Annotated in this window: 13 protein-coding genes; 7 read left to right on the forward strand and 6 right to left on the reverse strand. The window is 66.5% G+C overall.

From position 1 onward, the window contains the following. Positions 1 to 11 precede the first annotated feature (11 nt). Genes J2W23_RS26405 through J2W23_RS26430 form a run of 6 tightly spaced genes read right to left on the reverse strand, consistent with a single transcriptional unit; the run spans position 12 to position 5280 of the window. Entirely contained in the window at positions 12 to 1217 is a 1206-nt protein-coding gene (locus J2W23_RS26405) for an ABC transporter substrate-binding protein (protein ID WP_307650855.1), read from the reverse strand. Positions 1218 to 1240: 23 nt separating this feature from the next. Beyond that, positions 1241 to 2023 (reverse strand): GntR family transcriptional regulator, encoded by a 783-nt coding sequence (locus J2W23_RS26410; protein ID WP_176660034.1) that lies wholly within the window; start codon positions 2021 to 2023, stop codon positions 1241 to 1243. Positions 2024 to 2076: 53 nt separating this feature from the next. After that, the gene (locus J2W23_RS26415) at positions 2077 to 2907 is read right to left on the reverse strand and encodes an AraC family transcriptional regulator (RefSeq protein WP_307650856.1); all 831 of its coding nucleotides are present in this window, start codon (positions 2905 to 2907) and stop codon (positions 2077 to 2079) included. A 21-nt stretch (positions 2908 to 2928) separates the two neighbouring features. Next, entirely contained in the window at positions 2929 to 3777 is an 849-nt protein-coding gene (locus J2W23_RS26420) for a fumarylacetoacetate hydrolase family protein (RefSeq protein ID WP_307650857.1), read from the reverse strand. 25 nt (positions 3778 to 3802) lie between these two features. Continuing rightward, positions 3803 to 4549, reverse strand: coding sequence for an SDR family NAD(P)-dependent oxidoreductase (locus tag J2W23_RS26425; protein WP_307650858.1), 747 nt, complete (start codon positions 4547 to 4549; stop codon positions 3803 to 3805). After that, the gene (locus tag J2W23_RS26430) at positions 4546 to 5280 is read right to left on the reverse strand and encodes an SDR family oxidoreductase (protein WP_307650859.1); all 735 of its coding nucleotides are present in this window, start codon (positions 5278 to 5280) and stop codon (positions 4546 to 4548) included. Before J2W23_RS26430 ends, J2W23_RS26425 begins: the two co-directional genes overlap by 4 nt. 121 nt (positions 5281 to 5401) lie before the next feature. Between J2W23_RS26430 and J2W23_RS26435 the strand changes: the two genes are divergently transcribed. The 7 genes from J2W23_RS26435 (at position 5402) to J2W23_RS26465 (ending at position 12823) form a co-directional block, all read left to right on the forward strand. Beyond that, complete coding sequence (locus tag J2W23_RS26435) at positions 5402 to 6109, forward strand: FadR/GntR family transcriptional regulator (protein WP_307650860.1); 708 nt, start codon at positions 5402 to 5404, stop codon at positions 6107 to 6109. A 45-nt stretch (positions 6110 to 6154) separates the two neighbouring features. After that, positions 6155 to 7165 (forward strand): sialic acid TRAP transporter substrate-binding protein SiaP, encoded by a 1011-nt coding sequence (locus J2W23_RS26440; protein ID WP_307650861.1) that lies wholly within the window; start codon positions 6155 to 6157, stop codon positions 7163 to 7165. Positions 7166 to 7293: 128 nt separating this feature from the next. Further along, positions 7294 to 7851: a TRAP transporter small permease gene (locus J2W23_RS26445; RefSeq protein ID WP_307650862.1), complete on the forward strand. Its 558-nt coding sequence runs from the start codon at positions 7294 to 7296 to the stop codon at positions 7849 to 7851. 33 nt (positions 7852 to 7884) lie between these two features. Further along, a complete protein-coding gene (locus tag J2W23_RS26450; RefSeq protein WP_176660026.1) occupies positions 7885 to 9282 on the forward strand; it encodes a TRAP transporter large permease in 1398 nt (465 codons plus the stop codon). A 2-nt stretch (positions 9283 to 9284) separates the two neighbouring features. Beyond that, complete coding sequence (locus tag J2W23_RS26455; RefSeq protein ID WP_307650863.1) at positions 9285 to 10811, forward strand: UxaA family hydrolase; 1527 nt, start codon at positions 9285 to 9287, stop codon at positions 10809 to 10811. 14 nt (positions 10812 to 10825) lie between these two features. Then, entirely contained in the window at positions 10826 to 11758 is a 933-nt protein-coding gene (locus J2W23_RS26460; RefSeq protein WP_307650864.1) for an SMP-30/gluconolactonase/LRE family protein, read from the forward strand. Between the two features lie 3 nt (positions 11759 to 11761). Continuing rightward, positions 11762 to 12823: a malate/lactate/ureidoglycolate dehydrogenase gene (locus tag J2W23_RS26465; RefSeq protein ID WP_307650865.1), complete on the forward strand. Its 1062-nt coding sequence runs from the start codon at positions 11762 to 11764 to the stop codon at positions 12821 to 12823. Positions 12824 to 12850: the final 27 nt, after the last annotated feature.

A 12850-nucleotide genomic window follows, 5' to 3' on the forward strand; every position in this document is an offset into this window, starting at 1 on the left:
CGCCTTCCGCCTCAGGCTGCGCGCAGCGGGAACACCGGGTCCACTTCGCGGTAGTCGCGCGGGATGATGACCTTGATGTCGTTCTTCACCACCTGCGTCATGAGCGGCTGCGCGCCTTCGTTCTGGCCGTTGACGAATTTCGTCGGGCCGTAGGGCATGAAGTGGTTCGAGAAGGTGCTCTTGTCCAGCGCGTCGATGATGGCGGCGCGCTCGCTCGATTTCGCGCGCTCCAGCGCATCGGCCAGGAGCCACATCGATGCGTAGGTCATGAAGACCTCGTAGCTGAAGAACTGGCCCTTGGCCTCCACGCGCTTGCGCAGGTCCTGCGCGCGCTTGTCCTTGGGGTTGAACCAGTGGTTGCAGTCGATGATGCCGTTGGCCGCATCCGGAAATTCCTTCACGAACTTGTAGCTCGACGCCGCGCCGCCCAGCACCGAGAAGATCGCCTTGGGCACCACCTTCTGCTGCTGCATGGTGCGCACCAGCAGCGCGTACTCGTTGTAGTAGTTGGCCGGGATCACGATGTCGGGGTTGATCGACTTCATGCGCAGCACGATGTTGTTGAAGTCGCGCGTGGGGTTGGCGTGCTTCACCACCTCCTTCACCTCGAAGCCGTAGCCCGGCAGTTCGCGCGAGAGCAGTTGCGCGGTGCCGGCGCCGAAGAGCGACTCCTCGTGGATGATCATCACTGTCTTGGCGGGGTTGCCCGCGGCCTTGTTGAGCACCAGCAGGTTGGCCATGGCCACCTCGGTCGACTTCTTGTAGCCGGAGCCGAAGCGGAAGGTGTTCTTCAGGCCGCGCTCCACGATCTGGTCGGCCACGCCCACATCGACCACATGCGGCAGGTTGTACTTGGCCGCAGCCTGCGTGGTCGCGAGACAGATCGCCGAGGCGTAGGCGCCCACGATGGCGGAGACCCCGGCTTCGTTCATCTTCTCGACCTCCGCGGCACCCGCCTGCGGCTGCGACTGCGCATCGCCGAGCAGGGCCTCCAGCTTCGCGCCGCCAAGCGACTTGATGCCGCCCGCCGCGTTGATGTCCTCGATGGCCATCAGCGCGCCGAGGCGGCACTGCTGGCCCGAATAGGCCAGCGCACCGGTGACCGGATGCAGCACGCCGACCTTGACGGTCTTGGGCTGCGCGCCGGCCACGAGCGGGAAGGCAACGGCGGTCGCCAGGGCGGCGGACTGCGACACGAAACTGCGGCGGTTCTGCATGGTGGGCTTTCCTTTTCTTCTCTTCAGTTGAACTGGGCTGACACGTCTTTGCTGACCCACACCTTCGCGTCGATGCTGCCCACGCGGGAGAGCTGCATTTCGTAGGTGTAGCGGTCGGGGCGGTAGAAGCCGTGCAACCACTGCACGGGCCGCTCGTCTTCGTCGTAGATGAGGCGGCGCACCGCCAGCAGGGCCGAGCCGACCGACACATCCAGGTGCTGCGCGAGCACGTTGTCGGCCAGGCGCGCGGAGATGGTCTGGTGCGCGCGCCCCACCTTCACGCCCGACTCCTCCAGCAGCACGAGGATGGGCTTCTTGGAGAGCTCGCGGCGGCCGAAGCGGCGCGCGATGGTGTCGGGCACGTAGGTGGTGATGTGGGAAAGCGGGCCTTCCTTGGTGGAGCGCACGCGCACCGCCTTCTGCACCGCATCGCCCAGCTGCAGCTGCAGCGCCTCTGCCACCTGGGTGGAAGCCGTGATGGTCGCGACCTCGATCACCTTCACCGAGGTGTGCAGGCCCATGGTGACGAGGTTCTCGAGCAGGCCGCGCAGGTTGGCACGCTCCAGGTTCTTCGCGCCCGGCTGTTCTCCGGCGGCCGATGGCGGCAGCGCACGCGTTCGGCGGCCGGGGTTGCGTGCGATCAGCCCTTCGGACGAAAGCTGCTCGAGCGCGCGGCGCACCGTGACGCGCGCCACGCCGAACTGCGCCATGAGCGCGAGTTCGCCGGGCAGGCCTTCCGCGAAACGTCCCTCATGCAACTGCTCACGCAGGACCAGGTAGATCTGGTGGTACTTCGGCAAAGGCATTTGCGACATGCCTTTGATGTTTTTGCAGTTTCAATGTTCTGTCAATGGGACATTTAAAACCGAAGACCGCGCTGCCAGGCACCGGGGGTAAAGCCGAACTGCCGCGTGAAAATGCGCGTCATGTGGCTCTGGTCGGAGAAGCCACTCGCCGCAGCGGCCTCTGCGAGATCGGCGCCGTGGCGGATCAGGTGGCGCGCGCGTTCACCGCGCTGCAGCACGAGCCAGGCATGCGGCGGCACGCCATAGGTTTTCTCGAAACGGCGCAGCACCTGGTAGGTGCTCAGGCCCGTCATCGCCGCGAGCTCGGCGAGCGTGGGTGGGGCCAGCAGTTCGTCGGCGAGGCGGTCGCGCACCTGCTTCACATCGGCAGATGCTTCGCGCGAAGGTGCGGCGGTGGAATGGTTGTCGCGCAGCAGGCCGCAGACTTCGGCCAGCGATTCTTCGCAAGCGAGCGATTCGGCGCGGTGTGCATCGGGTCTCGCAATGCGCCAGTCGTCGAGCCGGGTGAACAGGCGGCGCAGCGTGTCGCCGAGCCTTGCGTCCTGGATGACGGGGCGTGTCAACGCCACATCGGCGCCGGCATCGCCATGCAGGGCGGCCATCACATCGGCATCGAAATACACCATGCGCCAACGGCGCGACGGCCCGCCGAGCGGCTGGCCGTCATGCACTTCACCGGGGTTGGTGGCGATCAGGTCGCCGGCATACGCATCAACCTTGCCGCGCCCGCTGGCCGAGCGCTGCGCGCCCTGCTCCAGGAGGCCGAGTCCGTAGGTGGAATGCCAGTGCCGGCCGTAGTGGCGAGCACTCTCGATCGCGGTGCCGTGCACGCCCTCCCAGGGCGTGCCGAACACCTGCGATCGATGGTCCGGCGGCGCTTTCATCCGCCGGATGATCGCAGAGGATCAGAGCTTGAAGGGAATCACTTCCTGGCGTTGCTCGCCGAGACCTTCGATACCGAGCGTCATGACGTCGCCCTTCTTGAGGTACAGCGGCGGCTTCATGCCCATGCCGACACCGGGGGGCGTGCCGGTGGTGATCACGTCGCCGGGCATCAGCGTCATGAACTGGCTCACGTAGCTCACGATCTTGGCCACGGTGAAGATCATGGTCTTGGTGCTGCCGGTCTGCACGCGCTGGCCGTTCAGGTCGAGCCACATCGAGAGCTTCTGCGGGTTCTCGATTTCGTCGCGCGTCACGAGCCAGGGGCCGAGCGGGCCGAAGGTGTCGCAACCCTTGCCCTTGTCCCAGGTGCCGCCGCGCTCGATCTGGTATTCGCGCTCGCTCACGTCGTTGATGGTGCAGTAGCCGGCCACGTAGTCGAGCGCGCTCTTTTGCGAAACGTAGCGCGCCTGCGTGCCGATGACCACGCCGAGCTCGACTTCCCAGTCGGTCTTGACCGAGCCCTTGGGCAGCATCACCGGGTCGTTCGGGCCCTGGATGCAGCTCGTGGCCTTCATGAAGACCACAGGTTCCTTGGGCACCGGGAGGCCCGATTCGGCCGCATGGTCCGCGTAGTTCAGGCCGATGGCGATGAACTTGCCGACGTTGGCGACCGGGCTTCCGAAGCGCGGCTTGCCCTTGACCAGCGGCAGCTTGTCCAGCTTCAGCTTGCGCAGCTTGGCAATGGCGGCATCGCCAAGCTGCTCGGGACCGATGTCCTTGACGACGGCGCTCAGGTCGCGCAGCTTGCCGTCTGCGTCGATGAGGCCGGGCTTCTCCTTGCCGGGGTTGCCATAACGGACGAGTTTCATGCTTTCCTTTCAGTGCATTGAATGATCAATAAGTGGAGCGGCCACCGGACAGGTCGAAGACCGCGCCGGTGGAGAACGAACAATCTTCGGTGCAGAGCCAGCCGACCATCGCGGCCACCTCTTGCACCGTGCCGAAACGGCCCATGGGTATTTTCGACAGCATGAACGCGATGTGCTCGGGCGTCATCTGGTCGAAGATCGCGGTCTTCACCGCGGCGGGCGTCACGCAGTTGACGCGGATGCCGGTGTCGGCCAGCTCCTTGCCGAGCGACTTGGTGATGCCGATCACCGCCGCCTTGCTCGCGCTGTAGGCGCTGGCGTTGGGATTGCCCTCCTTGCCCGCCACCGAAGCGATATTGACGATGCGGCCATAGCCCTGCTTGCGCATCTGCCCGACCACCTCGCGGCAGCAGAGGAACACGCCGTTGATGTTGACCTCCATCACCTGGCGCCAGTCGTCCACCGGGTAGTCCCACAGCTTCACATTGGGGCCGGTGATTCCGGCGCTGTTGACCAGCGCGTCGATGCGCCCCGCATGCGCGAGCGTCGCGGCCACGGCCTTGGCGACCGAAGGCTGCTGCGACACATCGACCTTCAGCGCAAAGGCCTTCTCGCCGAGCGACTGTGCCGCCTGGTTCGCGGCCGCCTCGTCGCGGTCCCACAGCGTGACGCTGCCGCCCGAAGTCACCAGCCGCTGCGCGATACCGAACCCCAGGCCCGTGGCGCCGCCGGTGATGACCGCGTGCCGGCCGGTGAAGTCGAGCTGGTTCATATGGTGATGCCGCCGTCGACGGTGAAGAACTGGCCGGTCGCGAAGATCGATTCGTCGCTCGCGAGGAACACGACCACGGGCGCAATCTCTTCCGCCTGCGCGAGCCGGCCCATCGGCTGGCGCGCGATGAAGGCCTTGCGGGCTTCCTCGGGGTCGGCGTTGGCGTTGATGCGGTCGCCGAGCGACGGCGTATCGACCGTGCCCGGGCACACCGCATTGCAGCGAATGCCCTTGGCCACGTAGTCGGCCGCCACGCTCTTGGTGAGACCGAGCACCGCGGCCTTGGTGGTGCCGTAGACGAAACGGTTGGGCAGGCCCTTCATGCTGGAGCACACGCTCGCCATGTTGATGATGCTGCCGCGCCCCGCCTTCAGCATGCCGGGGAGCACAGCCTGGATGGTCCACATCTGGGCGCGCACGTTGAGCGCGAAGGCGAAGGCCAGGTCGTCGTCGCTCGCCTGCTCGATGGTGCCGTTGTGCACCACGCCCGCGCAGTTGAAGAGCACGTCGAGCGCAGGCAGCTTCGCGAACAGTGCGCCGATGGCCGCCTTGTCGAGCACGTCGAGCTTCACGGCGGTGACGTTCGCGACGCCGGCGTAGCGCTCCAGCAGCTTCTCGTTGACGTCGGTGGCCCAGACCTGGGCGCCCTCCGCGGCGAGCGCCAATACGCTCGCGTGGCCGATGCCCTGACCGGCTGCTGTGACGAGCGCGGTCTTTCCCTTCAGTCTCATGGATGTCTCCGATTCGGGTTTGGCCCGATGGGTGACACGGGCGACACATCGTATTCTGAATTGGCCTTACCACTTGTCCAATTCAGGACAACCCTTAAACCCTGCCCGCTCTCCACCCCTCGTGCCCCTCCAGACCGTCGAACCCCAGCGTCTCTATCGCCAGATCGCCGACCAGCTGCGCGCGCTGATCGCCAAGGGCGAGTTCGCCGTGGGCGCACGCCTGCCCGCCGAGCGCGACCTCGCCAAGCAGCTCGGCGTGAGCCGCCCTTCGGTGCGCGAGGCGCTGATCGCGCTGGAAGTCGAGGGCTGGGTCGAGGTGCGCACGGGCTCCGGCGTGTACGTGCTCGACCGCTCTCACCGTGCTGCGGCGCCGGTCGCGCCCACCGAGTGGGGGCCGCTGGAGCTGATCCGCGCGCGCCGCGTGATCGAGGGCGAAACGGCCGCCATTGCCGCCACCGCCGGCAAGCGCAAGGACGTCGACGCGATGACGCGCGCCATCGAGGTCATGCGCGAGATGGCCGACCGCAACGTGATGCCGCTGGAGGGCGACCGCGCCTTCCACCTCGCCGTCGTCAATGCCAGCGGCAACGTCGTGCTGGTCGAGACGGTGCAGAACTTCTGGGACTCGCGCAAGGGCCCGATCTTCACGCGCCTGGGCGGCTACTTCGAGAACGTGTCTTCCTGGCGCTCGGCCATCACCGAGCACGAGGCCATCCGCGATGCGGTGGCCGCCCGCGACGCCGAGGGCGCGCGTGCCGCGATGCACGCGCACATGGACAAGTCGCACCAGAGATTCAGCGCGAGCTGGCGACGCGCGAAGCCTTCCTGATTTCTCGCCAGCATCCCTGCCATTACTACAACGGAGACAAGCCACATGATCAGCAGCAAGAACAGCAGCAAACGCACCGCCCTCAAGGCCCTGGCCGCCTGCGCCCTCGCGGCCGGCGCGCTGGGCATCGCGGGCATCGCCTCGGCGCAGACCAAGCTCAAGTGGGCGCACGTCTACGAGACCTCGGAGCCGTTCCACAAGTATTCGGTGTGGGCCGCCGAGGAGATCAAGAAGCGCACCAACGGCAAGTACGACATCCAGGTGTTCCCCGCTTCCACGCTCGGCAAGGAAGCCGACATCAACCAGGGCCTGACGCTGGGCACGGTCGACATCATCCTGTCGGGCGCGAGCTTCGCGGGACGCACCTACACGCCGCTGGCGATCTCGTACTTTCCCTTCATCTTCCGCGATGCCGAGCACCAGCTGAAGTACGCCAAGAGCGACGTTTTCAACGAGCTCGCCAAGGGCTACGACGACAAGAGCGGCAACCACATCACCGCGCTCAGCTACTACGGCGCACGCCACGTGACATCGAGCGCGGCGCGGCCGGTGAGCAAGCCCGAGGACATGAAGGGCCTGAAGATCCGCGTGCCCGATGCGCCGGCCTACCTCGCCTTCCCGAAGGCGCTGGGCGCCAACCCGACGCCCATCGCGTTCGCCGAGGTGTACCTGGCCCTGCAGAACAACACGGTCGATGCGCAGGAGAACCCGCTGCCCACCATCGAGGCCAAGAAGTTCTTCGAGGTGCAGAAGAACATTTCGCTGACCGGCCACATCGTCGATTCGCTGCTCACGATCTGCTCGGGGCAGCTGTGGGGCAAGCTCTCGGCCGATGAAAAGAAGATCTTCACCGACGTGATGCAGGAAGCCGCCGAGAAGACCGGGCGCGAAATCATCGCGTCGGAGACGCGCCTCGTGGAAGAGTTCAAGAAGAAGGGCAACAACGTGATCACGGTCGACAAGAACGCGTTCCGCGAAGCGGTGCTCAAGGCGACCAAGCCCACTGACCAGGGCTATCGCCAGCAGGACTACGACCGCATCCTGGCGATCAAATGAGCTAACCCCCAGGCTGCGCGCACTGCGTGTCGCTTCTCCAACCCCCTTGCAGGGGGCGATACCAGAGGCCCGGCAAAGCCGGTTCCTCGGTATCCCCATGAAATACCCATCGCACCATCTGGAGCTGTATGACTGAGCAAAAGATCATCGACGACGAAGGCCACTTCCACGCGGAAGACGAGGTGGTCGACCTGTCGGGCACCATCGCCGAAGGCTGGATCTCGCTGGCCGTCTTCTGGCTCCTGGGCCTCACGGTCTTCTACCAGTTCATCACGCGCTACGTGATGAACGACTCGGCGGCCTGGACGGAGGAAGTGGCGCGCTACCTGCTCATCGGCGTCGTCTTCATCGGCGCGGCGGTGGGCGTGGCGAAGAACAACCAGATCCAGGTCGACTTCTTCTACCGCCACATGCCGCGCGCCATGGGCCGCGTGCTCTCGATGGCGGTGGATGTGCTGCGCACCGCCTTCTTCGTGGCTGCGGTGGTCATGACGGTGCAGATGATGATGAAGATCGGCAACCAGACGCGCATGACCCTCGTCGACCTGCCGATGAACTTCGTCTACGCGCTCTGCGTGTTCGGCTTCGCCGCGATGGCGTGGCGCTCGCTGCAGGTGCTGCGCATCCACTGGAAGCGCGGCTACAGCGTGCTGGAGCAGCCCGAGTCGACGCTCTCCGACCGTTGACCCCCGGCGCTGCAACGACCAAGAAAAAGACCCATGCTGAAAATCATCTTCCTGTTCTTCATGGCCGGCGGCATTCCGGTGGCCATCGCCATGGCCGGCGCCTCGCTGGTCTACATCCTGGTGAGCGACAGCACGCTGCCGCCCTTCGTGGTGATCCACCGGATGGTGAGCGGCATCGACAGCTTTCCGCTGCTGGCCGTGCCCTTCTTCATCCTGGCCGGCAACCTGATGAACAACGCGGGCATCACCACCCGCATCTACAACTTCGCGCTCGCGCTGGTGGGCTGGCTCAAGGGCGGGCTGGGCCATGTGAACGTGCTGGGCTCGGTGATCTTCGCGGGCATGAGCGGCACTGCCATCGCGGACGCCGCGGGCCTGGGCACCATCGAGATCAAGGCGATGAAGGAGCACGGCTACTCGACCGAGTTCGCCGTGGGCGTGACGGCCGCATCGGCGACGCTGGGACCGATCATTCCGCCGAGCCTGCCGTTCGTGATCTACGGAATGATGGCCAACGTGTCGGTGGGCGCGCTGTTCCTGGCGGGCCTCTTGCCCGGCGCGCTGATGGCGATTCTGATGATGCTCACGGTGGCCTACTATGCGCACAAGAACAAGTGGGGCGCGGACGTCAAGTTCTCGAGCACCCGGCTCTTCAAGGCGCTGATGGAGCTGGCCGTGGTGATCGGCTGGCCGCTGCTGCTGTGGCTGCTGGTGGTCAAGCTCGGCACGCCGCCGCAGCTCACGGTGTTCGCGGGGCTGGCCTCGCTCTTCGTGCTCGACAAGATCTTCAGCTTCGAGGCGCTGCTGCCCATCATGACGCCGGTGCTGCTGATCGGCGGCATGACGACCGGCCTCTTCACGCCCACCGAAGGCGCCATCGCAGCCTGCGTGTGGGCCATGATCCTGGGCTTCGCGTGGTACCGCACGCTCTCGTGGAAGATGTTCGTGAAGGTGTGCCTGGACACCGTCGAGACCACGAGCACGGTGCTCTTCATCGTGGCGGCGGCATCGATCTTCGGCTGGATGCTGACGGCCACCGGCGTCACCACCGACATCGCCGCCTGGGTGCTGGGCTTCACCAAGGAGGCATGGGTCTTCCTGCTGCTGGCCAACCTGCTGATGCTCTTCGTGGGCTGCTTCCTGGAGCCGACCGCGGCCATCACCATCCTCGTGCCGATCCTGCTGCCCATTGCCACGCAGCTGGGCGTGGACCCGATCCACTTCGGGCTGGTGATGGTGCTCAACCTCATGATCGGCCTGTTGCACCCACCCATGGGCATGGTGCTCTTCGTGCTGGCGCGCGTGGCGGGGCTGAGCTTCGAACGCACGACGATGGCGATCCTTCCCTGGCTCGTGCCGCTCCTGCTGAGCCTGGGCGTGATCACCTACATGCCCAACCTCGTGCTCTGGCTGCCCAAGATGTTCTTCTGACCATGACTCCCTATATCCGACTCCATCCCGCCGACGACGTCGTCATCGCGCGCTCGCAACTGCTGGGCGGCACGCTCGTCGAGAACGTGGCCGTGCGCGGCCTGATCCCGCCGGGCCACAAGGTCGCGATGCGCGCCATTGCGCAGGGCGAGCCGGTGCGGCGCTACAACCAGATCATCGGTTTCGCGAGCAAGGCCATCGCGCCCGGCGAGCACGTGCACACGCAGAACCTGAACATGGGCCCCGACAAAGGCGACTTCGAGCGCGACTACGCCTTCGGCGCCGACGTGAAGCCCGCGCCCGCCAGGCGCGAGACCACCTTCATGGGCATCAAGCGCGCCGACGGCCGCGTGGCCACGCGCAACTACATCGGCGTGCTCACCAGCGTGAACTGCTCGGCCACGGCTGCGCGCGCGATCGCGGACCACTTCTCGCGCAAGACCAACCCGTCGGCGCTCGCGGCGTTTCCGAACGTCGACGGCGTGATCGCTCTCACGCACGGCACGGGCTGCGGCATGGACACGCAGGGCATGGGCATGCAGATCCTGGAACGCACGCTCACCGGCTACGCCACGCACGCGAACTTCGCGGGCGTGCTGGTCGTCGGGCTCGGCTGCGAGGCCAACCAGATCAACGCGTGGCTCGCGACCGGCCACCTGGCCGAGGGCGAGAACTTCCGCACCTTCAACATCCAGGACACGGGCGGCACGCGCAAGACGGTCGAAAAAGGCGTGGCGCTCATCAACGAGATGCTGCCGCGCGCCAATGCGGTCAAGCGCGAGCCGTGCAGCGCAGCACACATCACCATCGGGCTGCAATGCGGCGGCTCGGACGGCTACTCGGGCATCAGCGCCAACCCCGCCCTTGGTGCGGCGGTCGACCTGCTGGTGGCGCACGGCGGCACGGCCATCCTCAGCGAAACGCCCGAGGTCTACGGTGCGGAGCACCTGCTCACCCGCCGCGCGGTGAAGCGCGAGGTGGGCCAGAAGCTCGTGGACCGCATCAAGTGGTGGGAGCACTACACCGAGATCAACGAGGGCGAGATGAACAACAACCCCTCGCCGGGCAACAAGACGGGCGGGTTGACCACCATCCTGGAGAAGTCGCTGGGCGCGGTCGCCAAGGGCGGCACGAGCAACCTGGAGGCGGTGTACGAATACGCGGAACCCGTCAGTGCACACGGCTTCGTCTACATGGACACGCCGGGCTACGACCCGGTGAGCGCCACGGGCCAGGTGGCCGGCGGCGCGAACCTCATCTGCTTCACCACCGGGCGCGGCTCGGCCTACGGCTGCGCGCCCTCGCCCTCGCTCAAGCTCGCGACCAACTCGGCGCTGTGGCAGCGGCAGGAAGAAGACATGGACATCAACTGCGGCGAGATCGTCGACGGCACAGCCTCGATCCAGGAGATGGGGCAGCGCATCTTCGAGCTGGTGCTGGCCACCGCGTCGGGTGCGCAGTCGAAGAGCGAGCAGCACGGCTACGGGCAGAACGAATTCGTGCCCTGGCAAGTCGGCGCGGTGATGTGAGCACGGTGCAGGCCATGGCAACACTCCCCTTCGGCTTCCTGGAAGGCACCGGCTTCGAACGGCTGGATGCGCGTTTCAACCCCTGCATCCCCGGCCCCGAGCGCGTCGAGCGGCTGTGGACCGGCGCGCGCTGGTGCGAGGGACCGGTGTGGTTCGGCGCACACCGCACGCTCCTGTGGTCGGACATTCCGAACAACCGCATGCTGCGCTACGACGAGGTGAACGGCACGGTCGGCATCTTCCGCGAGCCGTCGAACAACACGAACGGCCACACGGTGGACCGCAAAGGCCGGCTCGTGAGCTGCGAACACCTCACGCGGCGCGTGACGCGCACCGAGCACGACGGATCGATCACCGTGCTGGCCTCGCATTGGCAAGGCAAGCGCCTCAATTCGCCCAACGACGTGGTGGTGCATTCGGACGGCGGCGTGTGGTTCACCGACCCGAGCTACGGCATCCTCTCGGACTACGAGGGCCTGCGCGCGGAGAGCGAGATCGGCGCCTGCTACGTCTACCGCATCGACCCCGTGAGCGGCAACGTCGAGCGCATGGCCGACGACTTCGTGAAGCCCAACGGCCTCGCGTTCTCGCCCGACGAATCGCTGCTCTACATCGCCGACACCGGCGCGAGCCACATGAAGGACGGGCCGCGGCACATCCGCCGCTTCAAGGTGGGCACCGACGGTCGCTCCTTGAGCGGCGGCGAGGTGTTCGCCGAATGCACGAGCGGCATGTTCGACGGATTTCGCCTCGACACCGAAGGCAGCATCTGGACCAGCGCGCTCGACGGCGTGCACGCCTATCACCCCGACGGCACGCTGCTCGGCAAGATCCTCCTGCCCGAGCGCGTGGCGAACGTCTGCTTCGGCGGACCCAAGCGCAACCGGCTTTTCATCTGCGCGACGACGTCGCTCTACGCCATCACGCTGAACGCGAAAGGGGTCTGACCCATGCCCAGAACACTGCCGGCCGACGGCCTGCAAACCAACGTCTCCCGCATCCTCGAAGCGGCGGGCAGCAGCGCTGCCGAAGCGCAGCAAGTGGCCGCCAACCTCGTGCTGGCCAATCTGAGCGGGCACGACTCGCACGGCGTGGGCATGCTGCCGCGCTACATCGATGCGGTGGCCGAAGGCGGGCTGAAGCCCAATGCGTCGGTCAAGGTCAACCTCGACATCGGCACGCTGATGGGCCTGGACGGCCAGCGCGGCTACGGCCAGATCGTCGGCGTGCAGGCGATGGAACTGGGCATCGCACGGGCGAAGCAGCACGGCAGCTGCATCTTCACGCTCGCGCACGCGCATCACCTGGGCCGCATCGGGCACTTCGCCGAGATGGCGACGGCCCAGGGGCTGGTGGCGATGCACTTCGTGAATGTGCTCTCGCGGCCCGTGGTCGCGCCCTGGGGCGGTGGTGACGGGCGCTTCGGCACCAACCCGTGCTGCATCGGCGTGCCGCTCGCGGGCGCCGAGCCGTTCGTGCTCGACTACGCGACCAGCCGCGTGGCCCAGGGAAAGATGCGTGTGGCCCACAACAAGGGCGAGCAGGTGCCCGACGGCTACCTGATCGACGAGAAAGGCGCACCGACCAACGACCCGGGCGTGGTGGTCGTGCCGCAAGGCAACGGACTCTTCGGCGCGCTCATGACCTTCGGCGAACACAAGGGCTACGGCATGGCGGTGGCGTGCGAGCTGCTGGGCGGCGCGCTCACGGGCGGCGGCACGTGGCACCGGCCGGCGGACACGGCGCGCTCGGTGCTCAACGGCATGCTGACGGTGCTGATCGATCCGGCCAAGCTCGGGACGCAGAAGGCCTTCGACGAGGAGGCGCGCAAATTCATCGACTGGCTGCGTCGGAGCCCGCCGGGGCAAGGCTTCGACGAGGTGCAGATCGCGGGCGAGCCGGAGCGCAAGGCGCGTGTCGCGCGCCGGCAGGAGGGAATCTGGGTGGATGACGCGACCTGGGGAGAGATCGTCGCGGCGGGAGCCAAGGTGGGCGTCGCAGTCGCGTCCTGACCTTTCCTTCTTCTTGCGCCTTCCCCG

It is taken from the genome of Variovorax boronicumulans (genome assembly GCF_030812215.1).
GTDB classification, from domain to species: Bacteria; Pseudomonadota; Gammaproteobacteria; order Burkholderiales; family Burkholderiaceae_C; genus Variovorax; species Variovorax boronicumulans_C.